We start from the raw sequence: 24966 nt of genomic DNA on the forward strand, positions 1-24966 counted from the left end.
CTATGTATCCGGATCCCAGTGGACGCGGCTGGTCGCGCGGGCGGCTCAGCGTGGCCGGTGTAGCGATGACGCTGAGCCTGTCCGGCGTCGTCGCGCTGCTCGGGCTGCGCTACACGGGCCATTTCGAGGAGACCGTCGCGGTGACGGCACGGATGACCAGCACCGGCGACGGGCTACCTGCCCGCGCCGATGTGCGTTTCCGCGGACTGCTGGTCGGCGCGGTGTCGGAAGTGCAGATCGCCGAAAAAGGGCTGAGCCAGCGTGTGGAACTCGACCTCGAACCTGCCGCTGCCTCGGCCATCCCGGCCTCGGTGACGGCTCGTGTCGTGCCTGCCAACATCTTCGGAGTCACCTCGATCGAACTCGTGGACAACGGCCCGGCCGCGACGCCATTGCGCGCAGGTGCTGTCGTCGAGCAGGACACCAGCCGCGCGACGGTAGCCCTACAGACCACGCTGACCACGTTGCGTGACGTCCTGGATCGCATCCAGCCCGCCAAACTCGCCCGGGTGCTGGCCACCCTGGCCGAGGCACTCGACGGTGACGCCCGGATGCCCGGCTCCACGATCGAACGCCTCGATCAGTGGATCACCGAGGTCCGCGCGATGCCCGGGATCGGCGATCTGCTCGGCGACCTCGGCGCGGCAACCGCGGCGGTGAATCAGTCGGCACCCGAACTCGCTGATGCCCTGGGCAAATCGGTGCAGACGGCACACACGATCACTGTTCGCCGCAACCAGGTGATCGAACTGCTCACCTCGGCAGGCGCGGCCACCGACGCGACCCAGGCGTTGTTCGCCCGCAACCCGGACGCGGGCAAGGAGCTCGTCGTCGGCTTGGACGAGACATTCGGCGCACTCGCGGCGGATCCGTCGGCGTTGAGCGAAACCGTCACCGCGCTCGGTGATTCCCTGAGTCGCCTTGCCACCGTGTTCAATTGGGGGCCGAGCAAGCAGATGCAGTGGGACGTCACGGTCTCGTTCACTCCGTTCCGCCAGTACACCGCGGCCGACTGCCCGCGTTACGGCAGCCAGGCCGGACCACGGTGCGATACCGGCAGCGTTCCGGATTCCCCTGCCCCACAGTCTTATCCGGCCCAGTTGCTCCCCGGCTGGCTGGCGTCGGCGGGTCCTGCGCCGATTCCCACCATGCCCGCCCTGCCTGTCCTGCCGAACATTCCGGCCCTGCCGAACATCCCCGGACTCTCGCTACCCGGTCTGGTGATCCCCGGCATCACCGCACCGGCGAGTTCCGCTCCGCAACAGCCCGACCACCGAGCCGGACCGGTCGCGCTCACCGGCCCCGCCGCGGTAGCCGCGTTCCTGGGCGAGCGCCCGAACACCACCCAGCAGCTTCTGCTCGGCGCCGTCCTCACCGGTGCGACCGTGACAGTCGCACCGCCACCGTCAGGAGGTCACTGAGATGCGCAGCCGCACTATCTATTCCGGGCTCGCCGTCTTCGTCGCGCTGTCCATGATCGCGACCTACACGATCTGGTCGACCTTGCAACGTTCGGTGCCCGGGGACACCCATCGCTACAGCGCCACCTTCACCGACGTGCTCGGCCTGCGCACCGGCGACGACGTGCGGATCGCCGGCGTGCGCGTCGGCCGGGTCGACGCGATCGACCTGGTCGACCGCCGCAATGCCAGGGTGACCCTGTCCGTGCAGTCCCGCCAGCACCTGAGCACCACCACGAAAGCGCTGATCCGCTACCAGAATCTGATCGGCCAGCGCTATGTCGCGCTGGCCGTGGGCGAATCGGCGGGTGAACCGTTACCCGCGGGCGGCTCGATTCCTCTGGAGCGCACGGAATCATCGTTCGACGTCTCCACCATGCTGTCGGGCTTCGAACCACTGTTCAGCCTGCTGCAACCCGACGAGGTGAACTCACTGTCGGAAACCCTGGTGCAGGCGCTGCAAGGCGACGGAGTGTCGTTGTCGGCCTTGATCACTCAGGCCGCCGCGCTGGCAACGACCTTCTCCGAACGCGACGAGATCCTCGGCGCGGTGATCACCAACCTCAGCGATGTCATCACCAGCCTGGCCAACCGCAGCGGCGAGCTGGAGACCCTGATCACCCAGTCCCGCGCTCTGGTCAGCGGGCTGTACGAACAAGGCGCGGTGCTCGAGAGCTCGGTCACCGGGATCGCCGAGTCGACAACGAAACTCACCGACCTCATCACCAGGGTCGCACCGGGTATGGCGCAGGCACAGCAGCAGGCGAGCGAGGGCGTCGACCTCCTGCTGTCCAATGGTTCGCGCCTGGATCAGTCGGCGATCGAACTCCCGCTGATCCTTGCCGGGCTCGCGCGGATCAGCGGCAACGGCACCTACGTCAATACCTACGTCTGCAGCCTGGATGTCTCGCTGTGGGGCGTGCTGTTTCCCCGCGGAATGTTCTCCCAGGTCGGCGGCAACGAACACTCGGAGGTCTGCCGATGATCAAATTCCTGGTCTCCCTCGTCCTCACGACCCTGCGCGATGCGTTCCGCAACCGGAACTTCGCCCTCGGCATCGCGGCCGGGGTCACGGTGATCGTGCTCGTCCTCGGATCCGGGATCCTCTCGCGCGCACACCTCGGCGAGGACACCGTCCACGCGGAATTCGCCCAGGCCGCTGGTTTGCGGACCGGCAACAGCGTCGACGTGGCCGGGATCGAAGTCGGCACCGTCACCGCCGTGCGACTCGAACGCGACCGCGTTCTGGTCACGATGAGTGTGCGGCCCGACCTCGACGTGGGTCACGACGCGAAAGCGGCGATCAAGATGTCGACCATCCTCGGCAAGATGCATGTCGAGCTCGATCCGGGAACCGAGGGGCAACTACCGGGTTCGCGTATCCCGTTGTCGGCCACCACCGTTCCCTACAACCTGGCCAAGGTCGTGAACGATCCGAGATATCGCAATTCCTTCGAACATCTCGAACGACTCGATCCGAACGCGCTGCGCGCGAGCCTGGACGCGGTGAGCACGCAATTGGGCGATTCACCGCAGCTCACCGCCAAGTCGCTCGACAGCGTCGGCGCGCTGGCCAAGGTGATCGCCTCCCGGCGTGACGAAGTGGACCAGCTCCTCGGCAGCATGGATCAGGTCTCCGGACTGATCGCCGACAACCAGAACAGCGTGCTGGTGCTGCTGACCAACGGCCAGGCGATCGGCGACTCCGTGATCCAGCGCCGCGACCTGATCAGAGAACTACTCGACAACATCGCCGCCGCCTCGAAGATCCTGCAGGACATGGGCGTCGACGACGGCGGCAGGCTCGGCCCGCTCATCCACAACCTGAACACGATGTCGCAAGGGCTGGAAAAGAACCGCGAACACCTCGACGCGCTCTATCAGGTGATGCCGGTAGCGGTCCGCCAATTCAACAACTCGTTCGCGCAGGGACCCTACGGCGACATCTACCTGCCGTGGATTTTCCCGGACAACTGGCTGTGCCTGGCCGACGCGGTAGAAGGGTGCAAATGATGCGCAGAGTGCTCCAATGCCTCGCGCTGGCGATCGTCACCGGCATCGGTGCGGGCTGTTCCTCGATTCCGGTATCGCTACGCCCCGATGCTGTCCACCTCAGCGCCGACTTCGAAAGCGCCGCAGGCCTGTTCGTCGGCAATGACGTCTCGGTGCTCGGCGTCCCCGTCGGGCGGGTCGACGCGATCGAGGCCAAGGGCGCCTTCGTCGAGGTGCGGATGACCATCGAGCCAGGCGTCGAGCTGCCCGCGAACGTCATGGCCGCCCTGGTCTCCCCCCCAGCTCATCACCAACCGTCACGTCGAATTGACCCCCGCCTATACCGGCGAAGGGCCCACCCTCACCGACGGCACCCACATACCGCTGGCCAACACCAGGACACCGGTCGAACTCGACCGCATCCTGCGCAACTTCGAACAACTCGGCGAAGCCTTGAAGGGCGACAACGCGAACGGCCCGATGGCCAGCCGGGTGCTGTTCCCGATGCTCGACGGCAACGGTGACCGAATCCGCGAGACCCTCGACGCCCTCTCCACGACGTTCGAGGTGTCGCTGGCCAATCGCGACCAGATCTCGCGCACCATCGTCGAACTGAACGAGCTCACCACGATGATCGCCGTAAACGACCAGACCGTCCGGGACTTCAGCGGCCGGCTGACCGAACTCGTCGCACTGCTCGCCGAGCAGGCGCCGGGCCTGGCCGCGGTCCTCACCCAGGTGAACGACTTCATCGCCAACACCTCCACGGTGCTGGCCGAGAACCGTGCACCGCTCACCGACGCGGTGAACCGTCTGGTCACCATCACCGGCCAGATGCGTGACAACGCACGCGGACTCACCGAGATCGTCGATGTGACACCGCTGATGGCCGATAACTTCGCCCGCGCGGTCAGCACCGATCAGCGGGCGCTACGGCTTCACCTGCTCACCGATAAGTCGTTGCTGGACAACGAAACTCTGTCGCTGTTGTGTGCGCGGGTCGCCTTGCGCGCCGACGGCTGCCGGACGGGCAAACTCATGGACTTCGGTCCGGACTTCGGTCTGACTGCCGCCCTGCTGGGACTTTCCGAATGAACAGAACCACTCACCTCACCGTCACCGCGCTGGCCGCGCTCAGCGTCTGCTCGTGCACGGTCACCGTCGACAATGTCCCGCTGCCACGCCCCGGTGTCGACGGACCCTCCTACCGCTTGCACGCGGTGTTCGACAACGCTCTCAACCTGCCCGAACGAGCAAGGGTCAAGATCGGTGGCACCGACGTCGGGGTCGTCACCAGAATCGATACGACGAACTTCCTGGCCGATGTCGAGCTCGAGGTGCGCCGCGACATCGCGCTACCGCAGGGCACCCGTACCGAACTGCGGCAGCCGACCCCACTGGGCGACATCCATGTCGCCATCGTGCTGCCAGAGCACCGCCCCGGCACCCCGTTGCTCGCCGACGGCGATGTCATCGACCGCGAGCACACCTCGGCGGGCGCCTCGGTCGAGGAGTTGATGATGGCGATGTCGATGCTGCTCGACGGCGGTGCGATGAACCAGGTCGCCCGCATCACCTCGGAACTGAACGCGATCGTCGGCGGACGCGGACCCCAGCTGTCGCACCTGCTCACCGAACTCACCGCGACGCTGAGCGCGTTGAATCAGCGCACCGGGCAGATCGATTCGGTCTTGCACGGACTCGACGGGCTCACCTCCACCCTGCGCGCCCGCAAGGCCGAACTCGGTCAGGCAGCCGATACCTTCCCCGATCTGATCGCCGTGATCGCCGAGAACAATCGCGCCATCACCGATCTCACGACGAAGGTGTCCACGGTGACAGCCGCGCTCGGCGATTTCACCTCGACGACCGGCCCCGAATTCCTCAGCCTGTTCGACAGCGTGCAGGGATTGATGACCGGATTCACCCGGATGGGCGACAACTTGGGCACCACGCTGGACAGGCTCAACACACTGGGCCCGGTGGCGCGGGCGTCGATGCAGGGGTCGAGTCTGGCAGTCGCGGCGCGGATCTCGTATCTGGACATCGGCGCGCTCACCGATACCGAGGGCAGCAGGTTGCCCGACGGCACCGACGTCACCGCGTTCATCGGCAGCCTCGCCCAGGTATTAGCTCGGGTGCTCGGTCGGCTGCAAGGAGGCCACCGATGATCGCGCGCGCCGCTACCCTCATTGTTGCGTTGGCTCGCTGGGCCCAGCGCCACAAAACAGCCGGGGCCATGCTCGGCATGATCGGGATGCTCGTCATCGGATCCGGCTACATCGCCATCGACGTCGTCGGCGTGCGGCCACTGCACACGACCTACATCGTGCGGGTCCAGCTCGACAGCTCCGGCGGCCTGCTCCCGAACAGCAACGTCACTGTGCGCGGAGTGCGGGTCGGCGCGGTACGCGCCATCGCGCTCGACGGTGCCGGCATCCTCGCCGAGACCGAGATCGACAGCGCCACAGCGATTCCCGTCGGATCACCGGTAGCGATCGGGCGTCTTTCGGCCGCGGGCGAGCAGTATCTCGACTTCCGGCCGACCTCCGGCGAGGCGCCCTACCTCGCCGATGGTGCGACTGTGGCCGCCGACCAGGTGAGCACCCCGGTCACGATCGATTCGTTCCTGGACAACACCGGAGCCCTCATCGCCGGGATGAACCCGGACCGGCTCACCGTGATCGTCGACGAACTCGATCGCGCGCTGCGTGGCGGCCCCGATGTCCTGCGCAATGTGATCAGCGGTCTCAGCCAGGCGATGACCGGCCTCACCGGACTGCTCCCGCAGACCACCCAGTTGATCAGCAATCTGCGGGTCATCGCCGACACCACCGCCCACGCTCAGCCCGACCTCGCCACCCTGGTGCGCGGGTCGAGCGCGCTGTTCGACCAGATGAACGCCGCCGACCACGAGGTCCGCGAACTCCTCGACGACGGTCCGGGCAGGCTCACCACACTCGGCGGCGTGCTCACCGAAACCAGCGACCCACTGACCAGCCTGGTGACCAATTTCGTCGCCATCACCCGAGCGGCCCGCTTGCGGACCCCAGCCATGTCGGCACTGTTTCCCGCCTTGCGAGCCGGTGTCGTCGCCCTCGGAGTCCCGGCCCACGACAATGCCTTCCACACCATGGCAGACATCTGGCCGCGTCCCACCTGCGAGTACGAGACCATCCCGGTCTCCCCCGCCGGAGTCTCCGATGGTCGCGGCCGCCTCTACAACTACTGCGTCACCAGCCATCCCGAGCTGCAGGTCCGCGGATCGGCCAACGCGCCGCGCCCCGCCGGGCCCGACAACGGATCGGGCCCACCACCCGGCGTCACCGGCGACGAGCTCTCGGTCCCCCTGCCCGCCAACTGATTCCACCTACCGAGGACGTACCGATGACCACCGATCTCCAGTCACCTACCACCGACGACTCGACCTCCGATACGGCGCGACCTCGGCGAATTACCTTCCGCCGCATCATGATCCCGGCGGCTGCGGTGATCACTGTCGTCGCCGTCGCCGCCGCCTCCTTCCTCGCCGTGGACAACCACCGGATCCGCGCCCGCGAACAGGCGCGCGAGTCCGCGCTCCAGGCGGCCTGCACCTACGCCCCGACGCTGGCTCGCTACGACGCCAAAGATCTCGACACCTATTTCGCCGCGGTGCTGGCGGGCGCCACCGGCAGCTGGAAGACCGAATTCGATGCCACCAGTAGGGATCTGCGCGAGGTACTCACCCAGGGGCAAGTGGTCTCCACGGTCGGCAAGGTCACCTGCGCCATCGAGTCCGCCGACGAGACCTCCGCGACAGCGGTGGCCGTCATCAATCAGACCATCACCAGCCTTGGCACCAAAGGCGCGCCCGCTCCCGGACAGCTCTCGGTGAGCATGTCCCTGCGCAAAGACGCCGGCCGCTGGCTTGTCAGCGAAGTCAGCACCCCGACGCTTTCGCACTGATCGACAGGATCTTGGTGTACGAAATGCTGTCGATCGTGAAATGAGATGTCCGTCCGGCATTTTCGTTCGAAAAATGCCGTGCGACCCGTAGCGGCTCGCGATATGCACTGCTATCGTATTACTTGAAAGCTACACGCGAGTAGTAATTGATTCGACCGGCTCGCGATCGACAGCAAGAAATTTGGGGAGAATCGCATGGCAACATTACGCACCTGGTTGTCGCTACCGGCGGTGGAACCGGCCGAGGACTACGGATTCTTCGGACCCGATTCCGTCGCGTGGCGGGTATGGAGTTACCCGACAGGATTGACCATCGGCTTTCAGCGAGCGGTCGTCATCGAGGAACTCGACCCCGCACTGATCGCAGCGGTCGACAAGACCAGCGCGATCTATAGCCGCCCCCGCACCCGCTACGACCGGACATTGCGCTACTTCGCCATGGTGATGTTCGCCGACAGCCGGTCGACGGCAAGCGCGGCCGATATCTTGGTCAAGATCCATTCCAAGGCGGTGGGAATCGACCCGGTGACCGGTCGGTATTACGACGCGAACGATCCGCAATCACAGCTGTGGATTCACCTCACCGCGTGGCACTCACTGCTGATCGCCTACGAGAAATTCGGGCCGGGAAGGCTCAGCGCGGACGATGAATCGCAGTACTGGCACGAATGCGCCCGTGCCGCCGAACTCCAAACCTGCGATACAGCCGATATTCCCCGCACTCGCGAGGGCGTCGCACAATACTTCGAACGCATGCGGCCGGAACTCATCGGATCCGATATCGCCAAGAAGGCGATGAATCATCTCCTCGACGCCGAAGTGATGTTGCCGCCGATGCCGCTCGTGCTGCGACCACTGTTCAAGATCGTCGCGGCATTCCTTCGGCGCGGAACCTTGGCCACGATGCCGCGCTGGATGCGGGAGATGGCCGGCTTGCCGACCGGGCGCGTGCTGGACCTGCTCGTTGTCCCCTGGCTGAGCGCGGCGATGACAGTGGTCAGCTTGAACATCCGGCTGCAATTGCTGCTGCTGCAATTGATCTCCCCCTCGACCGTGCCGGTGGCGGCACCGGTGCTGCGCGCGGTCGCGCCGAAGAATCCGGTGACGATGACACCCCGACAGGCACAGAAGACATACGGATTCGACATCCCGTCACAAGCCCACCACGCACTCCGCGAGAAACAACGCAACCGCGTGCTGGGCGAGGGCCTCCCCCCTTCCGATGAGGGGCTCATCGAGTCACAGCCGATCCTCGGCGACATCGCCTGAATATCGAAGAGAGAGCAACAGTGTTGACAAAGATCATGGATCGACAGATCAGTATCCGTCAGATGATGTACCTGGCAATCGCCGGTGGCGTCCCCTATTTTGCGATCGGCGTGATCTGGTTGATCACCCATAACAGCCATGTGGGCAAGTTGCACGGGCTCGACCGGGTGTTCTCCCTCATCGGCGAGGTAATCGCGTGGCCGGTGCTGATCATCGCCGATATCGACCTGCGGTAATCGACCGGCACGAATCCGATAGTTCTCGGCTCAATCAGACCGAGTATCGGGGTCGCCCGCTCGAACAGCGTCGGGATCGTTGGGCAAGGTATGAACCATGGATCGCACAGTGGCACGCAATCTTTCGGGCGGAAAGCGTTGCGGATCCGACAACACCATCCGCCCCAGCACTTCGGTGAACCCGAGCATGACGTGCGCGATCAGTTCGACATCGGCCTCGCGGGGGCCACCGCGCACCGCGAAACCCGCCGTCAACAGCTCGACACACTGATCGACGAGCTTGTCGCGAGCCGCGCCGAGCAGCTCGCGATAATCGGTCGGCGCACCGTCGGCGTGCAGCAGAATCAGGCGCCAGCGGGTCGGCGCCGCGGCGACGGATTCGAGAAAGGCCATCACTGCCGCGACGTACTCCCGGTCGGGATCGGATTCCTGCAGGTCACGCGGCATGGCCGCGAAGACCTGTCCCATTCCCCGTGAATGTTCCCGGTGCAACAGGTGCGCCACCAACTCCGGTGCCGAGGGATACATCGCATACAGCACCGGCTTGGCGACGCCCGCCTCCTTGGCGACTGCCTGCATGGTCAGGTTCGCGAGCCCGGCATCACCGACGACACGGAGCGCGGCGTCGAGCAGTTGGGTTCTCCGCTCATCCGGCGGCAGCCGCGGCCCGTTGCGGCGCTTCGGGCGAGCGTTGGTCGGCAGACTCTCGGTACTCACCACAACATCATCTCTCACACCAGCAGTTGCCGTCAGCAATCCCTCTTGGAGAAATACCCGAACAACCGCCGCGTGAATTCGTTCATTCGGGAACGGGAATTAGCATCACCGCTCGCACGAAATTCGCGATTCCTAGGGACTCAGCACGAACTCAGCGGATTCGAGGGCCGAATCATGGGCCGGATATCCTCGTTTCGGCTTTCATGGGTCACACTGCGCAGCGCGCTTGTACCGGTGGGGTTTCGAGGTCGATGAGGTACGCGGCGACGATGTCGTCGACGCACCGGCTGGTTCCTGCCGAGGCGATGGTGTGGCGTTCGCCCTCGACCGTCAGCATGCTGCCGCCGAGCGCATTCGCCAGGCTGATGCCACCCTCGTATGGAGTGGTCGGGTCGCCGGTGATCGAAATCGTCAATGTCGCGGGCAAACCCTCGATGTCGGTGGCGTACGGGTAGTCCAGAGTCGGTGCGGCCGACCAGGATTCGCACCCGTCACGCGCGCCGTCGGCCCCTCGGCCGGGGTTCATGAACGGTGCGACTCGGTGGATCTCGCGCCGAAGCTCGGTTTCCTGTTCGGGGGTGTGGCGTTGTTCGTCCATGCAGTTGATGGCATAGAGCGCCTCGTTGAAGTTGGGCCAGCGGCCGTCCGGCGTCCGCTGAGCGAACACATCGTTGAGAGCGAGGAAGATGTCTCCTCGACCGGTACCGACTTCGGTGATCGCTCTGGTGATCGCCGGCCACGCGGCGGAATCATACAAACCGACGATGACTCCGCCGATAGCCAGGTTGTACGTCAATTGCCGTCCCGCACCGGCGGGGATCGGCTGGTCGATCAACGGGCTGATGACCTTCTGAAGATTCACCGCGGCCGCGACCGGGTCTGTTCCGAGCGGGCACTCGGGGCGAGTGGCGCAGTCGGTGGCCATGGCATCGAAGGCGCGTTGAAAGCTCGTGAACTGTGAAATTCGCCTTTCCGCAGTACCGAGCCGTGGGTCGACGGCGCCGTCGAGGACCATTGCCCGCACATTCCGGGGAAACATTTCGGCGTAGACCGCTCCGAGTCTGGTGCCGTAACTCTGGCCGAGGAAGCTCAGTTTCTCGTCACCGAGCGCGGCACGCAGAACATCCATGTCGCGAGCTGCGTCGCGGGTACCGACATGGGTGAGCACGTCCTCGCCGCCTGATCGTTCGGCGCACCGCTCGACCAGGGTCCTGGTGTCGTGCTCGGTCCATTTTCCGCCGACGGACGCACTGGGGAAGACATCGGGACCGCCGTTGTCCAGCTCTTCGTCGGTGAGGCAGTCGATGGCCGGTGTGGACGCACCGACGCCGCGGGGATCGAAGCCGATGAGGTCGAACTTCTCGGTGACGGGGCTGTCCAGCAACGCTGTCGAGGTGCTCGCGGCCATGCCGACCCCCGGCCCGCCGGGCCCACCTGGATTCAGTAGCAACGAACCGAGGGGTTCACCGCGGGCGGGCGCTTTCATCACGGCGATCCGTGCCGTGCGTCCGGTGGGGTCGTGGTAATCCAGTGGCACTTCGAGGCGGCCACACCGGAAATTCGGGTTACTTGCGATGGCTGCCTCGTCGGCGGCAGTCGTGGCGTACCCCGCACACGCTCCGAACCGCAGATCTTGTGCGTAGAAGCGCTCCAGTTCCGATGGTGGAGCAGGTGGCTGCTGCGATTGCGGAGAGACCGGGGACTGGGTGCACGCGGCCAGGGTGAGCGATACCAGCATGGCCGAGATTGCCAATGTGTGGCGCATCGGTCAGACCCTCTCGACAGGCCGGTCGCTGGTAGCAGCGACCAGTCGCTCGGTGGTGCGGCGGAAAGCCCACACCGTCACCAGCGCGGCGAGTGCGAGTAGTGGTGTGCCCATGGCGATTTTGGCGAAGGCGAGCCAGCCGGTGGCGTCGGTGTCGTAGAGCCTGTCCTGGACGATGTAGCGGGCAGCGAACAGGGCGGTGAAGGTGAGCGTCGCGATGTCGTGCAGGCGCAGTACCCGTCGATCATCTCGCCAGCGGTATTTGTTGCTGTGCAACAGGTTCCAGAGCATGCCGGTCAGTGGCCGCCGGGCCAGCACCGAGACGAGTGTGGTCAGCGCTCCGGCGAGGCTCGACCAGATACCCACGAGGAAGAATCCGTTCGCGGAACCGGTCCACGCGGCGACGCCACCGGCGACCAGGACGCCTGCGAGTCCGCCGCTCGCCTGTGCGATCGGCTCGCCGTTGATCGCACGCAGTGCGGTGAGAATCAGTGCGACGACAACCGCGGTTCCGATCGCGATGGGCAGTGCGACAAGGGCATTGGCGACTACGAATACAACGATAGGCACCGCCGTGTAGATCATGCCCTTCGTGCCGCCGAGGTTGTCGAGTATGGCCTGGGTCGGGTCGGCCTGTTCGGGCTTGTGCGAGTGTCGATCGGAGATGGTCATGTCGTTCTCCTCGTCAGGGTGTGCGCTCGTACCTTCACGCTGACAAGCCTGGCCGTGGAACATGACGAAAAACAGTGCGCGCCAACATGATTTGACCATGACGCGGTCACAGGTACGCCATGACGTTTGTCATGGCGTACCTGGAACCGGGCTGCCGCGCCCAAGCCTCAGATATCGACCATCTGGTGCTCGCCGAGACGCCCCGTGAGGTAGCGCAGGTGATCACCGGAGTCGCCGAGGGTGTGCTCGATCGCGGTGAGGCGGGCGGTGTAGTGCCCGACCGGATACTCGGCGGTCATGCCGATACCGCCGTGCATCTGGATGGCTTCTTGGCCGATATGCCTGCCGGAGCGGCCGATCCGCAGTTTCGCACGGGCGGCGACAATCGGATCGGCGGTGCCGTCGGCCAGCGACATCGACGCGTACAGGTTCATGCTGCGAGCCAGTTCCAGCGAGACGTACATGTCGGCGGCCCGATGGGTAAGCGTCTGGAAACTGCGCAGCGCGACACCGAACTGCTTACGGGTCGAGAGGTACTCGGTGGTGAGCCGCAATGCTTCGGCCATCGCGCCGACCGCCTCGGCGCCGAGGGCGGCCTGGGTGATGACGGTGATCTCGGCGATGACGGCTGAGGTGTCGACCGGTGTGCCGAGCGGTTCGGCGGGCGCGTCGGCGAAGGTGATGTCGGCGCCGCGTCGTCCGTCGTGGGTGCGGAAGCCTGTCCTGGTCACACCCGTTGCGCTGGGGTCGACGAGGAACAAGCCGGTGCCGCCCTCGGGCAGTGCGGCGCTGACGATGAGCTGTTCGGCGCAATCACCGTAGGGCACAGGGTGTTTGCGTCCGGTGAGCTGCCAGGTGTCGCCTTCGCGCTCCGCTCGGGTGTCGACCGTCGTCGTCGGTCGACGCACACCGGGCTCGGCGTGGGCGAAGGCCAGGCGCAGCGCACCCTCGGCGATCAGCGGCAGCAGTTCCTTGCGCTGAACGGCCGACCCGGCCTTGCTGATGATCGCGCCCGGCAGCAGCGCGCAGTCCAGCACCGGTTCCGGTGCCAGTACGCGGCCGAGTTCCTCCATGACCAGCATCGTCTCGATGGGCCCGGCGTCCATGCCGCCGTCGTCGGCGGAAATGGTCAGCCCGAGCAGCCCGATCTCGGCGAAGGTGGACCACACCTGGGGGTCCCAGCCTTGTTCGCCCGCGATGACCTGGGCGCGGTGTTCATGGGTGTAGTGGCGCGTGAGCACGCTGCGAACGGTGTCGCGCAGCATGTTCTGTTCGGTGGTGAGTTCGAAATCCATGGCCGTGTCTCACAATCCGAGGATCGTCGAGGCGATGATGCTGCGCTGCACTTCGCTGGATCCTCCGTAGATCGATGTCTTGCGGTAGTTGAGATAGGTGGCGGTGCTGCGCCGCGCCCAGTCGGCGGTGTCGCCTTCGCGGGCGAGGGAATCGGAGCCCGCGATATCGACGAGCAGCTCGGTGACCGCCTGCTGCAGCTCGGTGCCACGCAGTTTCAGAATCGAGGAGACCGGGTCCGGCGTCCCGTCGGTGGTGCCCGCGACGACCCGCAATTGCACGAGTTCCAGTGCGAGCAGCTCGTTTTCGAGTTCGGCGATCCGGGTGGCGAAGACCGCGTCGTCGAGCAGGGTGCCGCTGTCGAGCCGGGTCTGCTTGGCGTATTCCTTGGCCAGCCACAGCCGCACCTTGGTCTGGCCGACCGCGGCGATGCCGGTGCGCTCGTTGCCGAGCAGGAACTTGGCGTAGGTCCAGCCCTGGTTCTCCTGGCCGACCAGCTGGTTCGCCGGTACGCGCACGTTCTCCAGGAACACCTCGTTGACCTCGAAACCGCCGTCGATCAGTTCGATCGGGCGCACCGTCACCCCGGGAGAATCCATGGGGAACAGCAGCATCGAGATGCCTGCCTGCTTCTTGGGTGCGGACGGGTCGGTGCGGGCCAGGCAGAACATCCAGTCCGCGCTCTGGGCGGCGGTGGTCCAGGTCTTCTGGCCGTTGATCACGTAGTCGTCACCGTCGCGCACGGCGACGGTGCGCAGCGAGGCCAGGTCGGACCCGGCATCGGGCTCGGAGAAGCCCTGGCACCACCAGATGTCGAGGTTCGCGGTGGCGGGCAGGAAGCGTTGCTTGAGCTCTTCGGAACCGAACTGGGCGATCACCGGCCCGATCATGTTGGTGTTGAACGTGAGTGGCTCCGGCACCGAGGCGAGCTGCAGTTCGTCGTGCCAGATGTGGCGCTGCACCGGAGTCCAGTCGCGGCCGCCCCAGGCGGCGGGCCAGTGCGGCACCGCCAGCCCGTGCGCGTTGAGGATGCGCTGGGTGGTGACGATGTCGTCTTTGCTGAGGTCGGCCATGCGCCTGGCTCGATTGCGGATGTCGGCGGGGATTTCGCGCCGGAAGAAGGCACGCAGCTCGTCGCGGAAGGCGAGCTCGTCCTCGGTCAGTGCCAATTGCATGGCGAGTATGTTACACAGAGGTCCAAATGTTTCAAATAGCAGCCGGCGAGCAGCCCCTATGCTGAGCGGTGTGACGCGAGCCGAGGGAACCAGAGCGCCGGGACGACCGGCCGCGGCCAGCCGCGAAGATGTGCTGGCAGCCGCGATCGAGATGTTCCTGGCCGGCAAGCGGGTCGACGTGAACGCCATCTCCGCCCACCTCGGACTCGGCCGGACCAGCATCTATCGCTGGTTCGGCTCGCGCGACGGCCTACTCGGCGCGGCCATCGCCAACCAGCTCGAGCGCATGATCGCCCACGCCGAACGCAACAGCACCGTCACCGGCGGCGAACGGCTCAACGACATCCTCGACCGCACCATCTACTGGCTGGTCGAAGACGATTCGCTGCGCACCTATTTCGACAACGAATCCACCGCTGCCCTGCGCCTGATCACCCGCAGCGACGGCCCCGTCCACCAGGCCGCCGTCGCGATCGTCGATCAACTCATCGCCCGCGCCGAGGAGCAGGGCTACCGTCCGCCCATCGAGCGCGCCACCCTCGCCTACGCCCTGGTCCGGCTCTGGGAAGCCTTCCTCTACAACGACGCCGTGGCCGGTTTCCGCGGTGACGTGGAACGGTTGCGCCTGGTCCAGGCCGCGCTGCTACGGACCTGACCGGGCCGAACCCGGGCAGTCACTTGCGGGTGGCGAAGTCGGGGTGCGCTCGACCGGTCATCAAGGGCAGGTCGAGATAGGTTTCGATGCCCGGCTCGGCGCGGCACACGTAGGGAATCGAATTCACCAGGTGGTTGGCGGTGGCGACGATGCCAGGGGTGGTTTCCCCGGGTGCGCCGGAGTTGAATCCGGTGAAGGTCATCAGGGCGCTCGGGCTGCCCTCGACAGCCACTTCGTAGCGTTCGCCCGCCGACCCCAAAGTCCATGGCGGATCGAGGTTCTCCTCCCCCATCAACCAATTGACCGCGATCCGCGCGACGGACACGCCACCGATCACCGCATCCCACTGGAACCGCTGGGCTGCCACGGTCCCCGGCTCGATGATCCCGATCGGACTGTCGATACCCGCCGTCGCGACCGCGACCTCGTGCGTGGTGACGATCTCCGCGTCGGTATCGAACCCCATGCCGTCGAGAATCAGGCGCAGCGATTGGATGAAGCCACCGCCGAGAATCTTGAGCATGGGGCCGGACCTGGCGTGCTCGGGCGTGGCGCCGAACCGCATGATGTGCCGCAAGACGTCGGGCGCTTCGTAGTCGCGCATGTCCGAGAACTCTTCTGCCCGAACGAAAGTCACCGCCGAGGTCATCACCGACAGGGCCAACGGGAACAGATCGGTGATTCCGCCCGGCCCGATGCCGGTGCCGTGCAACGTCACCCCCGCCTCCCGTGCGGCGAGTGCGAGATCGGCATCGCGGTCGGTCGGCCGGAACCAGCCCATCGGTGTCACCACGTTCTTCCCCGATCGCAGCAGCGCGAGGACCTGCTGCTTGTCGGGGAGCAGCGGCGAGTAGACGACGCAGTCCGCGTCCAGTTCGCACAGCGCTTCGGCGTCGGTGGTGGTCACCACGCCCATCGGCTCGCCACCGAGGAGTTCGCCGACGTCACGGCCGTCCTTGTCCGCGGAATGGACCCAGCAGCCGACGAGTTCGAGTTCCGGATGTCGGGCGATGGCCGCGATCGCCGATTTCCCGACGCCGCCGGTCGCCCACTGCACTACCCGATAGGTCACAAGCGCCCCTAGCTGTTCCTTGCCGCGCGGCGGCCCGCGCAGAGCCGACACTGGCCGGTTTCCACACTAGAACACGTTCCAGAATGATCGGGCGGATCGGACAGAACCGGCTAATCGGCACCACGGCGCGGCTCGACCGCGCCCTAGGCCATCAGGCTCAGCAACCCGAGGTTCTCGGCCAGCGCGCCGTCCTGACCGAGCGCGGTGAAGTCGGCCTCGACGTCGGAGCGGGCGAGCTTGCCCGCGCGCACCGCCCGGTAGCGCACATACGACCAGAGGAAGACGTCGAGGTTGTCGAAACGGGTCCCGCCCTCGACCACATCCTCCTCGTGGAACCACACCGCGACCTGACCGGTGGTGAGCACGACATAGAGGTTGCCGCCGCCGTCGGCGCCGATGGAGAACACGTCCGCGTCGGTCAGTTCGGTGGTGTAGTCCGCATCGAGAATCCCGCAGCCGTTGCCGGCGAAGTCGAACGCGTAGGACCAGTCGAAGATGTCGAGGAACTGCGGCAGCCGACCGGAACGGACCCGGCGGTCGAAGGCCGCAAGCGCGGCAGCGTCGGCAGGTGCCAGCCTGTCGAGAAACGGTACAACTGAACGGGTTTCGGCGGGAACGACGACGGGTTCGACGTCAGGGAACCAGCGGGCGAGATCGTCATCGAGGCCGCGATCGGTATAGCCGACAAGGTCGGTGAGAGTGAGCGTCACGCCGAGATCATAGAAACGGCATCCGACATGTGCGCGCCTTCACCCGATCACCGTCGACTCCTCTCGGCGAGAACAGCTTTCACGATGCGCGCCGGATGATCGGGAAGGGGTAGGTGCCATCGACGACGGCGGTGACGGGCAGGTAGGCGCGAAACATCAGGTAGAACTCGGTCGCGGGGGCGGGTAGCCAGTTGGCTTTGTCGTCGGTTGGTTCGGCATGGCTGACGGTGATCGTGATGTTCCCGTCCGGGTCCGCGCGGAGTTCGCTGTGACTGCTGATTTTGAACCGGTGCAGGTCATTGGGCACCAGGTAGCCGTCGAGGTCGTACGTCGTGACCGACCAGAACCCGGCGGGGTGATTGGGCAGGTTCGCGGTGTCGACGGTGAGGGTGTAGGTGTGGGCGGCCCCGTTCATCCGCTCGCCGCGCTCGTCGTAGAACGTCGTCGGGTACAGCGCTTCCTCGGGCGGCAGCATGCCGTAGTAGAGCAGGTTCACCCAGGCCCGCAGGGTGTAGTCGGTCCCGTAGTCGCGAACGCCGGTGTTGTCCGGGTCGCCGCCGACCGCGGACCAGTCCCAGCCGTTCCGGTGCAGGAAATGCACGCCGAGCTGCTCAGCCTTGGATTGGTCGGCGCCCATGTCTGTGAGGAACTGCCAGCCGTCGAGCGTGCCCTGATAGAGCCCATCACGCACGGCCGGGTCCGTCGGTTCGGTGAAACCGTCACGGGTCAGACCGAGTTCGGCGAATCGGTCGAAGTGGGCGCGGTCGCGTTCGGGGATCGGGGTGCCAGGCATCATCTCGCCTACGGCTTTCCAGAATTCAACGGGGTCGGCCTTGACGCCGGGCACCGTCGATCCGCGTTCGGGCCATGATCGGTCGCCTGCTTCGGTGTAGGTGATGCCGCGCTTGCCCGCTTTCCAGTCGGCCAAGGTGGTGACCGACATGGAGTCCTGGATGGCGTGGATGGTGGACAGGTCGTCGGGACCGTAGACCAGGAACCGGCCCAGCATGGCACCACACTCGGTGGGTGATTGGATCACCGGCATTCCGTCGGGTACCTCGCCCTCGTAACGGGGGCCGACGAGCAGGTGCGGGCCTGGCTCCGACTTGCCGGTTCGGGTGCCGTAGGAGGCATAGACGTTGGTGAACGCGTCGTAGAACGGCAGCACGTAGTAGCGGTCGGGTTCGACCTCGGGGAACACGACCACCAGTGGACCGTCGGCGAGGGTGTAGCCGAAGGCGGTGTAGAGAGTGTCGCTGTTGGGGCTTGGCACCGTGCGCACCGTGTCATCCAGGAGATTCCGGAACGCGGTCAGCGCGTTGTCGGGGCCGAATCTGGCGTTGTGCATCCGGTGCTGGCGGCGGGTCTCCACCAGCGGCTGGACGTAGAGGAACGCGTCCAGGATCAACTGCTGGTCAACCGGCTCACCCATGAAGGCCTCCTCGCACGACGGATCGGATCGTGGCTTCAGGCCCGATGACAGTGCCGGGCCCGCGTCCCAGGTTCACTCTGGCCCTGACGCCACGTCACCGCCTCATCCGTTGCGGGTGATCGCAAGCAACCAGCGCTGCTCGACATCGAAGCTCACCGGACCCATCCGTGGCTGTGTGCACAGCGAACTCCGTCCACCTTGCGGATCTCGACCACCGACAACCTGTGGCCCAACCCTTACGGCTGCGCTCGACAACTGCTAGAAGACGCGACTGCCGCTCGTCGTACTCGACCGGCCGGCGCGACCAAAATCTTGGAGGATCTATGAACAGCGAACCCGTTGAGTTAGCTATCGCCAGCACCGTCAGAGACGGCGATCGTGAGTTGCGCATAGAAATCGCCGAACCCCAGCAGGACCACACAACGCGAGGCTGGCGGTGCACTTACCGCGTCGAAGGCGCGCGGGCGCACGTAGCGCACGGCCCGGACAGGTTGGCCGCCATCTACGCCGCGATGATCGATATTCCGAACGCGGCGGCACGAGCCGGCTCGGTAGGCCGCCCGACCGACTCGGGCCGATCACGAGTACCCGAAGGTTCTCGGCCCCGTGTCGGCACCTCCGCCGGATCCGCGGCGCAGGCCCGCGAGTTCGGCCCACATCTGGCGGCGCGGGCGGTTCATACCGCCGAAGGCCCGGTGGTGATCGCACTCGGACGGCCACGCCAAGACCCCGATCGTCCGTATACCTATCTGTGCCCCTTCCGGATCGACGATCGCACCGAAGCATTCGGGCAGGGAATGAGCGAGGTGCACGCTGTGATGTCGGCGATCCGCGGTGTGGGCGCGATCCTGGGTATTCCGCTGGACTGGCCCATGCCGAGCCCATCGACCGGCAGGTAATCCTTCTGGTCCGAGTTCGGATGCCGTGGGGTATTGAAAACACGACTCGCCTCGACCGGCAATCCGGTCGAGGCGAGTCCTTCCCCGTGCACCCACACTCCGCCGCCACGTCGCGCGGGCGTGCTCCAGCGTAGACGCTGCGGCCTCCTGTACCTGGGAGCCGCGCCCAGCCTCACTCGAATGAGCGCGCTGAGCCGGCCCCCTCTGATAGCAAGTACCACAGGAATTTTCGTTGGCCGATCAGCGGTGGAAGCTAGGCAGGCGGCCGATAGGTAACGTCTCTGGCTATCGCTTCGTCGATCTGCTCAGGAGTGAGCAGACCCACGGTGTGCGACACAGCCGCGCCGGCGGCCGCGGTGCGAATCGCGAGCGCAGCGGCTGAGACATCGTCCGGGACGTCACCGATGACGAACAGGTCGTCGTCGCCGAAAGCGAAATAGCACGCTTCTACCCGACCACCCACGCTCTCCACCATTTCGGTGATGGCCGCGCGGCGGGCGCTGCCGCCCTCCGCCAGTAGGCCTTGCGCCCCCTCCTGGAGATAGCTGACTCGCCACATGTATTTGGGCATACCTACCAGCCTCCTCTGTTCCGGGCGATCTCGGCGAGACCGACCCTACGGGCCGACCACCCCCCGAACCATCCAGCGCGAACACCGTCGTCGCAATGATGCTGCAACGTAACTGTGGCGATATCCGAGATCCGAGGGACAGATCGCCGCAGCCGTCGAGTTCCGGAGGATCTCGTCAGCGCAGCCGCCGCATTGCTCGTTCGGCCGCGTTGGCGCCGCACATGCCGTGCGCGCCGGGGCCGGGTGGAGTCGCCGCCGAGCACAGATAGTGGCCGGGTAGGCCCATGTCGTAGGGCTGCAATGTTTTTCGGGGGCCGAACAGCAGCTGTGGGATGTTCTTGGCGCCGGTCATGATGTTTCCGCCGACGTAATTGGGGTTGTAGTCGGCGAATTCTGTGGTGGAACGGGTGGTCAGGCCGACTACGCGGTCCCGGAAGCCTGGTGCGAAGCGTTCGATCTGGGCGATGATCGCTGCGGTGGCGTCACCGGTGTAGCCGTTGGGGACGTGCGCGTAGGTCCATATCGGGTGTACCGAGCCCGCGGACCGTTGCGGGTCGGCGAGGTATTGCTGGCCTACCAGGACGAAGGGGCGCTGCGGCATCCGGCCTGCGTGGATGTCGCGTTCGCCCGCGGCGACCTCGGCGAAGGAGCCGCCGAGGTGCACTGTGCCCGCGCGTCGTGCGGTCTCGGTCGTCCACGGGATACCGCCGTCGACGGCGAAGTCGACCTTGAAAGCGCCGGGGCCGTAGCGGAACCGGCGGTAGGCACGGACAATCCGCGTGGGGAGCTGATCGCCGAGGATCTCCGCGACCGCTGTCGGTGCGAGGTCCCAGATGGTGATATCGGAGGGTGGTAGGTCGGCGAGAGAGCGCACTCGGACGCCGGTCTCGATCTTGCCGCCGTGATCGGCCAGTACCGCGGCCATGCTGTCGGCGATCTGCTGGGATCCGCCGACCGCGACCGCCCAGCCGTGCCGGTGTCCCGCGGTCAGGATGCCCAGCCCGATGCTGGCGCTCAGCGGGCGCCCGAGGGGGTGGAAGGCGTGTGCGGCGATACCGCCGAACAGTGCCCGTCCCGTTTCGGTACGGAAGGCTCGCGCCAGGAGCGTGGCGGGCGCGGTCGCCGGAATGCCGAAGCGCGCCAGGTGGACCGGGTGCCGGGGAATCCGCAGCAGGGGGCGCATGATGTCGGCGCCGATCTCGTCGTAGTTCGCGACCGGGCGTTCGAACAGTGCGCGCCAGAGCCGTTCGTCGGCGCCGAGGCCCGTGGCGGTCTCGGCGACCGAGCGGTGCAGCACTCCGGCGGTGCCGTCGTCGAGGGGATGGACGCAGTCGAGTTCCGGCCACGCCCAGCGCAACCCGTACCGTTCCAGGTCGATGCGCCGCAGGAACGGCGACCCCACGGCCATCGGGTGGATGGCCGAGCAGTGGTCGTGCAGCAGACCGGGCAGGATCGCCTCGCTCGAGCGGGTGCCGCCACCGATCGTGTCGGCCGCTTCGAGGACCGTCACCTCCACCCCCGCCAGAGCCAGGGTGATAGCCGCGGCCAGTCCGTTGGGGCCACTGCCGACCACTGTCGCCGTTGTCATCGACGTTCCTTTCCTTGTTCGGAATCTCCTGCGGTGCCGAGTTATTCGGCCCGAACCACCACGTCCTGGTGCGGCGTGTCGGCGCCGGTGACGTCTTCACGCCGCCAGGTCACCGTGAGGGGAATGGGCCCGTCCGGCAGCCACGGCATCGCCGCTACCGCATCGGCGACCTCCCATGTCCCGCGTTCGATGACGCCCAGCGCCGCGTCGACCACCATGTACTTCTGGGTGCTCTTGTGAACCGGTTGCGACTCCACCCACACCACGATCCATTCTCCCGGAGCGAACCCGACCCGTGCCTGGACCGCGTCGATCAGGTCGAGGTTGTGCAGGTGGCCGTCGCCGAAGTTGAAGCCGATCAGGGAGTTGCAGGCGAACTCGGCTTCGCGCACGGTCCAGCGATCGATGTCGGGAAGGTGCTTGTACAGCAGGGAGAACAAACCGCGGCCCTGGCTGTGCATGGAACGCCAGGCGATGGTCTGCTGCATGGTGATCTCGGCGACCGCGGGCGGATATCCCATGGCCAGCAGTTGGTCGACCTGGTTGTCGGCGGGGCGGTGCGCGATGGTGTTCAGCTTCGCCTCCGCGCCCGGCGCGAATGCCCACAGCGCCGAGGCCCAGTTGCCTGCGTACTGGCGCATGGACGGCAGGAACGACACCAGATCGGGGCGCAGGTTGCCCAGCACGGGGAAGAAAGCGAGCCCGGCCGCTATCGCCACCGTGAGCCACGGAGACGACATGTCGAATACGCCGTAGCCGCCCGAATTAGGGAAGCCGAGGAACAGGAAAACGGTGAGGTAGGCGAACAGGATGTTCCACTCCAGCGGTACGGCCAGCGGGAAGGTGGAGGTGATGAACAGGTGGAAGATCACCATCATCGCGACACCGGCCAGGGTCAGCCAGTGGTTCGTCGAGAACAGCAGCACGATCGGGGTGACCACCTCCACTGCGGTACCACCGGCGTGGGCCAGGAACGAGGCGACCCGTGACGGTCGGATATCGCGCGGGAAGTCGCGGTAGTGGGCGCGTTTGATCGACCGGAACGGCATGGCGGGACTGTTGGACACCATCGGAGGCACCACATTGGTGAAGTGCTTGCCGAACTTGGAGACGCCCGCGCCGACCCACACGATCACGATCAGCAGCTTGGCCGCGATGATCATGTCGGTGAACGGCAGCACCGCGAAGAACAGCAGCGCAGGCAGGTACTGCTCGCCGCGAGCTGAGAGGAAGATCGTCTTGTCCCGCAGCCCACACAGGATGTAGAGCACGATCGGCGCGATCAACAGCACGGGTCGGACCAGCCCGGATGTGTTGTCCGGCAGCGCTTCCAGCAGCGAAGCGGTCGCTCGGCCCGGTGCTACCAGAGCGATCACCAGCGAGGCGATAAAGCCGAGGTACAGGCCCACATCGACCGCGGTGCGCGAGTCACCGTTGGTGAACGGCACCCGATGCCACGGACGCAAACGGATGCTTCCCAACCGGGCGAAATACAGGATGCCGCCGGTCATCGGCTTGAACTTGCCCGCCAGCGGCCCCCAGGAGCCCGCCACACCGACGGCTTCCAGCAGCACAGTCCACAGGACCAGCTTCTGGTAGACGACCGGCTGGTTCCACCACTGCGCCACATCCCAGAACGGACCGGTACCGGAGGTCGCCGTCGCGATCGCGACACCGCCGATCATATAGAGCACAAGCACTTTCGCGAGATACACGGTATGGATCATCTTCGGCGTACCGAAACCGTATTCCGCCCAGTGCAGCGCCAATGTTCGAATACGTTCGCGCAGTGGCAAATCCAAGAATGTCTCGGTGTCCACCGGCGGGAAATCTCCCGTCTTGAATCCCATGGCTCGATCCCTTTCTTTCCTGCATCCGGGCGCGAGTGACCGCGACCGAAAGGTGGTCTTTCGTTCGAATCGGGTTGTGGTGCAGAACTGCTCAGGCGCGTGCGGCCATGACCCGCAGCTGCTTCTTGTCGATCTTGCCGACCGGATTGCGCGGCATCTCCTCGGTCAGCACGATCGCGGCGGGGACTTTGAACGCGGCGAGCTCGGCGCGGCAGTGCTCGGTCAGCTCTTCGATGGTGACCGTGGCCTGCGGTGCGGTCACCACATGGGCGACCGGCACCTCGCCCAGTACGACATCGGGCACACCCACCACGGCGGCTTCGTGGACGGCCGGATGCCGGTAGAGCGCGTTCTCGATTTCCTTGGGGTACAGGTTCTCGCCGGCGCGGATGATCATGTCCTTGATCCGGTCGACCAGGACCAGGTAGCCGTCGTCGTCGAAATAGCCGACGTCGCCGGTGTGCAGCCAGCCGTCCACCACGGTGTCGGCCGTTTCCGTCGGCTTGCCGAGATAGCCGCGCATCACATTCGCACCGCGAACGACGACCTCACCGGGTTCACCGGGCGGCAGCAACGAGCCGTCGGCATCCATGATCGCCACCGTCTGGCCGGGCAGCGGCAGCCCGACAGTGCCCGGCTTCCGTTGGCCCGGTGCCGGATTGAGGGTCGACGCGCAGGTTCCCTCGGACAGACCGTAACCCTCGACGATCGGCACGCCGAAGCGCTGCTCGAACCGGGCGATGAGCTCGGCGGGCATGGGCGCGGCACCGCAGATCGCCAAGCGCAACGAGGAACTGTCGGGGCATGGACCTTCGGGCTGAGCCACCAGCATCGCGTAGATGGCAGGCACCGCGGAGAAATAGGTGGGCCGGACCCACTCGACCGTGTCGAAGAACCCGGAGGCGGAGAACTTCCCGGCGATGGTGGCGCGCCCGCCCGCCAGCAGTGGCGACAGCACGCTGACCACGATGCCGTTGACGTGGAACAGCGGCAGGATCAGCAGACTGTGGTCGGTCTCGTTCAGACCGATCGCGTCGATGATCATCGCGCACATGGCGGCGAGGTTCTCGTGGCCGAGTAGCACGCCCTTGGGCCTGCCCGTGGTGCCGCTGGTGTAGATGATCAGGGCCAGGCTGTCGGCCGATATGGCCGCGGCGACGGGGCCCGCCTGCTCCGAGAGCGCTGCGACGTCGAGAGTGACTGCGGCCCTGCCGGATTCGCCGATTACTACTTCGGCGCCCGAGTCTTGGATCTGGTACCGGATGTCGTCGTCGGTGAGCCCGGGATTCACGGGAGTGACCGCGGCGCCGAGCCGCCAGGCCGCGAACAGGGCAACCACGAGGTCCACCCGGTTGGGCAGCACGACCGCGACGACGTCGTCGGGCCGCACTCCCGCGTGATGCAGGACCGAGGCGGCGGTGTCGACCCGAGCGCGGAACTGCACGTTCGACAGTGTGTCGGTGTCGTCGGCGATGCAGTTCCCGTGCGGGTCGACAGCCGCTCTGGCCTCGGGCAATTCCGCGATGTGTCGCATGATTCCTCACCGATAGTGAATGTGATCTGGGTTACATCACTCACGGTAGGACGCGGATTCGGCGCCGACTACGGGCCCGCGACCCAGCGCTGCGCCGCCGTGTTGTGCCACGAGCACAAACCGCGCCA

Annotated in this window: 23 protein-coding genes and 1 pseudogene; 12 read left to right on the forward strand and 12 right to left on the reverse strand. The window is 66.0% G+C overall.

Features of this window, described 5'->3' with window-relative positions:
- The first annotated feature begins 2 nt into the window (after nt 1-2).
- The 10 genes and pseudogenes from ACFWPK_RS20385 to ACFWPK_RS20430 all read left to right on the forward strand — a co-directional run bounded on the left by ACFWPK_RS20385 (nt 3) and on the right by ACFWPK_RS20430 (nt 8905).
- Nucleotides 3-1421 (forward strand): MlaD family protein, encoded by a 1419-nt coding sequence (locus ACFWPK_RS20385; protein ID WP_378917988.1) that lies wholly within the window; start codon nt 3-5, stop codon nt 1419-1421.
- A gap of 1 nt (nt 1422) precedes the next feature.
- On the forward strand, nt 1423-2445 hold the full coding sequence (locus ACFWPK_RS20390; RefSeq protein ID WP_378917990.1) for an MlaD family protein: 1023 nt from the start codon (nt 1423-1425) through the stop codon (nt 2443-2445).
- Nucleotides 2442-3473, forward strand: coding sequence for an MlaD family protein (locus tag ACFWPK_RS20395; protein ID WP_378917992.1), 1032 nt, complete (start codon nt 2442-2444; stop codon nt 3471-3473). The genes ACFWPK_RS20390 and ACFWPK_RS20395 overlap by 4 nt, the downstream gene beginning before the upstream one ends.
- Nucleotides 3473-3688: pseudogene (locus ACFWPK_RS20400) on the forward strand (MlaD family protein); the annotation flags it as partial. The gene ACFWPK_RS20395 and the pseudogene ACFWPK_RS20400, both read left to right, overlap by 1 nt.
- Nucleotides 3689-3779: 91 nt before the next feature.
- The gene (locus tag ACFWPK_RS20405; protein ID WP_378917994.1) at nt 3780-4547 is read left to right on the forward strand and encodes an MCE family protein; all 768 of its coding nucleotides are present in this window, start codon (nt 3780-3782) and stop codon (nt 4545-4547) included.
- Nucleotides 4544-5623: an MCE family protein gene (locus ACFWPK_RS20410; RefSeq protein ID WP_378917996.1), complete on the forward strand. Its 1080-nt coding sequence runs from the start codon at nt 4544-4546 to the stop codon at nt 5621-5623. Before ACFWPK_RS20405 ends, ACFWPK_RS20410 begins: the two co-directional genes overlap by 4 nt.
- Nucleotides 5620-6816 (forward strand): MCE family protein, encoded by a 1197-nt coding sequence (locus tag ACFWPK_RS20415; protein ID WP_378917998.1) that lies wholly within the window; start codon nt 5620-5622, stop codon nt 6814-6816. Before ACFWPK_RS20410 ends, ACFWPK_RS20415 begins: the two co-directional genes overlap by 4 nt.
- A gap of 23 nt (nt 6817-6839) precedes the next feature.
- Entirely contained in the window at nt 6840-7400 is a 561-nt protein-coding gene (locus tag ACFWPK_RS20420; RefSeq protein ID WP_378918000.1) for a hypothetical protein, read from the forward strand.
- Between the two features lie 195 nt (nt 7401-7595).
- The gene (locus tag ACFWPK_RS20425) at nt 7596-8669 is read left to right on the forward strand and encodes an oxygenase MpaB family protein (RefSeq protein WP_378918002.1); all 1074 of its coding nucleotides are present in this window, start codon (nt 7596-7598) and stop codon (nt 8667-8669) included.
- Between the two features lie 62 nt (nt 8670-8731).
- Nucleotides 8732-8905 carry a hypothetical protein gene (locus tag ACFWPK_RS20430; RefSeq protein WP_378918004.1) on the forward strand — a complete coding sequence of 58 codons (174 nt, stop codon included), beginning with the start codon at nt 8732-8734 and terminating at the stop codon, nt 8903-8905.
- A gap of 30 nt (nt 8906-8935) precedes the next feature.
- On the opposite strand, the gene ACFWPK_RS20435 is transcribed toward ACFWPK_RS20430, so the two are convergent.
- The 5 genes from ACFWPK_RS20435 to ACFWPK_RS20455 all read right to left on the reverse strand — a co-directional run bounded on the left by ACFWPK_RS20435 (nt 8936) and on the right by ACFWPK_RS20455 (nt 14527).
- Nucleotides 8936-9622 carry a TetR/AcrR family transcriptional regulator gene (locus ACFWPK_RS20435; RefSeq protein ID WP_378918007.1) on the reverse strand — a complete coding sequence of 229 codons (687 nt, stop codon included), beginning with the start codon at nt 9620-9622 and terminating at the stop codon, nt 8936-8938.
- Nucleotides 9623-9830: 208 nt separating this feature from the next.
- Entirely contained in the window at nt 9831-11387 is a 1557-nt protein-coding gene (locus ACFWPK_RS20440; RefSeq protein ID WP_378918009.1) for an alpha/beta fold hydrolase, read from the reverse strand.
- A gap of 3 nt (nt 11388-11390) precedes the next feature.
- Nucleotides 11391-12059, reverse strand: coding sequence for a DUF3159 domain-containing protein (locus ACFWPK_RS20445; RefSeq protein ID WP_378918011.1), 669 nt, complete (start codon nt 12057-12059; stop codon nt 11391-11393).
- Nucleotides 12060-12226: 167 nt separating this feature from the next.
- Nucleotides 12227-13354: an acyl-CoA dehydrogenase family protein gene (locus ACFWPK_RS20450; RefSeq protein WP_378918013.1), complete on the reverse strand. Its 1128-nt coding sequence runs from the start codon at nt 13352-13354 to the stop codon at nt 12227-12229.
- 9 nt (nt 13355-13363) lie between these two features.
- Complete coding sequence (locus ACFWPK_RS20455; RefSeq protein WP_378918014.1) at nt 13364-14527, reverse strand: acyl-CoA dehydrogenase family protein; 1164 nt, start codon at nt 14525-14527, stop codon at nt 13364-13366.
- A gap of 70 nt (nt 14528-14597) precedes the next feature.
- Between ACFWPK_RS20455 and ACFWPK_RS20460 the strand changes: the two genes are divergently transcribed.
- The gene (locus tag ACFWPK_RS20460; protein WP_378918016.1) at nt 14598-15182 is read left to right on the forward strand and encodes a QsdR family transcriptional regulator; all 585 of its coding nucleotides are present in this window, start codon (nt 14598-14600) and stop codon (nt 15180-15182) included.
- Nucleotides 15183-15201: 19 nt separating this feature from the next.
- Here ACFWPK_RS20460 and ACFWPK_RS20465 read toward each other — a convergent pair whose 3' ends face one another.
- The 3 genes from ACFWPK_RS20465 to ACFWPK_RS20475 all read right to left on the reverse strand — a co-directional run bounded on the left by ACFWPK_RS20465 (nt 15202) and on the right by ACFWPK_RS20475 (nt 18396).
- A complete protein-coding gene (locus tag ACFWPK_RS20465) occupies nt 15202-16254 on the reverse strand; it encodes a dihydrodipicolinate reductase (RefSeq protein ID WP_378918018.1) in 1053 nt (350 codons plus the stop codon).
- A 143-nt stretch (nt 16255-16397) separates the two neighbouring features.
- Nucleotides 16398-16964, reverse strand: coding sequence for a hypothetical protein (locus ACFWPK_RS20470; RefSeq protein ID WP_378918020.1), 567 nt, complete (start codon nt 16962-16964; stop codon nt 16398-16400).
- 79 nt (nt 16965-17043) lie between these two features.
- On the reverse strand, nt 17044-18396 hold the full coding sequence (locus ACFWPK_RS20475; protein WP_378918022.1) for a DUF1254 domain-containing protein: 1353 nt from the start codon (nt 18394-18396) through the stop codon (nt 17044-17046).
- A gap of 323 nt (nt 18397-18719) precedes the next feature.
- Between ACFWPK_RS20475 and ACFWPK_RS20480 the strand changes: the two genes are divergently transcribed.
- Nucleotides 18720-19295, forward strand: a complete 576-nt coding sequence (locus ACFWPK_RS20480; protein ID WP_378918024.1) for a DUF6968 family protein — start codon at nt 18720-18722, stop codon at nt 19293-19295.
- Nucleotides 19296-19548: 253 nt separating this feature from the next.
- Here ACFWPK_RS20480 and ACFWPK_RS20485 read toward each other — a convergent pair whose 3' ends face one another.
- The 4 genes from ACFWPK_RS20485 to ACFWPK_RS20500 form a co-directional block, all read right to left on the reverse strand.
- A complete protein-coding gene (locus ACFWPK_RS20485) occupies nt 19549-19866 on the reverse strand; it encodes a GYD domain-containing protein (protein ID WP_378918026.1) in 318 nt (105 codons plus the stop codon).
- A 175-nt stretch (nt 19867-20041) separates the two neighbouring features.
- A complete protein-coding gene (locus ACFWPK_RS20490; protein WP_378918028.1) occupies nt 20042-21454 on the reverse strand; it encodes a phytoene desaturase family protein in 1413 nt (470 codons plus the stop codon).
- Nucleotides 21455-21495: 41 nt separating this feature from the next.
- Nucleotides 21496-23304: a DUF3556 domain-containing protein gene (locus ACFWPK_RS20495; RefSeq protein WP_378918031.1), complete on the reverse strand. Its 1809-nt coding sequence runs from the start codon at nt 23302-23304 to the stop codon at nt 21496-21498.
- A gap of 91 nt (nt 23305-23395) precedes the next feature.
- Nucleotides 23396-24838 carry a class I adenylate-forming enzyme family protein gene (locus ACFWPK_RS20500; protein ID WP_378918033.1) on the reverse strand — a complete coding sequence of 481 codons (1443 nt, stop codon included), beginning with the start codon at nt 24836-24838 and terminating at the stop codon, nt 23396-23398.
- Nucleotides 24839-24966: the final 128 nt, after the last annotated feature.

The organism is Nocardia sp. NPDC058519, assembly GCF_042719755.1.
Classification (GTDB): domain Bacteria; phylum Actinomycetota; class Actinomycetes; order Mycobacteriales; family Mycobacteriaceae; genus Nocardia.

What these genes read in the sequence shown, in the direction of transcription:
- ACFWPK_RS20430 (WP_378918004.1), top strand. Translation starts at nt 8,732, where the DNA reads ATGATGTACCTGGCAATCGCCGGTGGCGTCCCCTATTTTGCGATCGGC.
- ACFWPK_RS20500 (WP_378918033.1), bottom strand. Translation starts at nt 24,838, where the DNA reads ATGCGACACATCGCGGAATTGCCCGAGGCCAGAGCGGCTGTCGACCCG.
- ACFWPK_RS20455 (WP_378918014.1), bottom strand. Translation starts at nt 14,527, where the DNA reads ATGCAATTGGCACTGACCGAGGACGAGCTCGCCTTCCGCGACGAGCTG.
- ACFWPK_RS20490 (WP_378918028.1), bottom strand. Translation starts at nt 21,454, where the DNA reads ATGACAACGGCGACAGTGGTCGGCAGTGGCCCCAACGGACTGGCCGCG.
- ACFWPK_RS20410 (WP_378917996.1), top strand. Translation starts at nt 4,544, where the DNA reads ATGAACAGAACCACTCACCTCACCGTCACCGCGCTGGCCGCGCTCAGC.
- ACFWPK_RS20495 (WP_378918031.1), bottom strand. Translation starts at nt 23,304, where the DNA reads ATGGGATTCAAGACGGGAGATTTCCCGCCGGTGGACACCGAGACATTC.
- ACFWPK_RS20385 (WP_378917988.1), top strand. Translation starts at nt 3, where the DNA reads ATGTATCCGGATCCCAGTGGACGCGGCTGGTCGCGCGGGCGGCTCAGC.
- ACFWPK_RS20480 (WP_378918024.1), top strand. Translation starts at nt 18,720, where the DNA reads ATGAACAGCGAACCCGTTGAGTTAGCTATCGCCAGCACCGTCAGAGAC.
- ACFWPK_RS20450 (WP_378918013.1), bottom strand. Translation starts at nt 13,354, where the DNA reads ATGGATTTCGAACTCACCACCGAACAGAACATGCTGCGCGACACCGTT.
- ACFWPK_RS20445 (WP_378918011.1), bottom strand. Translation starts at nt 12,059, where the DNA reads ATGACCATCTCCGATCGACACTCGCACAAGCCCGAACAGGCCGACCCG.
- ACFWPK_RS20475 (WP_378918022.1), bottom strand. Translation starts at nt 18,396, where the DNA reads ATGGGTGAGCCGGTTGACCAGCAGTTGATCCTGGACGCGTTCCTCTAC.
- ACFWPK_RS20485 (WP_378918026.1), bottom strand. Translation starts at nt 19,866, where the DNA reads ATGCCCAAATACATGTGGCGAGTCAGCTATCTCCAGGAGGGGGCGCAA.
- ACFWPK_RS20440 (WP_378918009.1), bottom strand. Translation starts at nt 11,387, where the DNA reads ATGCGCCACACATTGGCAATCTCGGCCATGCTGGTATCGCTCACCCTG.
- ACFWPK_RS20425 (WP_378918002.1), top strand. Translation starts at nt 7,596, where the DNA reads ATGGCAACATTACGCACCTGGTTGTCGCTACCGGCGGTGGAACCGGCC.
- ACFWPK_RS20395 (WP_378917992.1), top strand. Translation starts at nt 2,442, where the DNA reads ATGATCAAATTCCTGGTCTCCCTCGTCCTCACGACCCTGCGCGATGCG.
- ACFWPK_RS20420 (WP_378918000.1), top strand. Translation starts at nt 6,840, where the DNA reads ATGACCACCGATCTCCAGTCACCTACCACCGACGACTCGACCTCCGAT.
- ACFWPK_RS20415 (WP_378917998.1), top strand. Translation starts at nt 5,620, where the DNA reads ATGATCGCGCGCGCCGCTACCCTCATTGTTGCGTTGGCTCGCTGGGCC.
- ACFWPK_RS20390 (WP_378917990.1), top strand. Translation starts at nt 1,423, where the DNA reads ATGCGCAGCCGCACTATCTATTCCGGGCTCGCCGTCTTCGTCGCGCTG.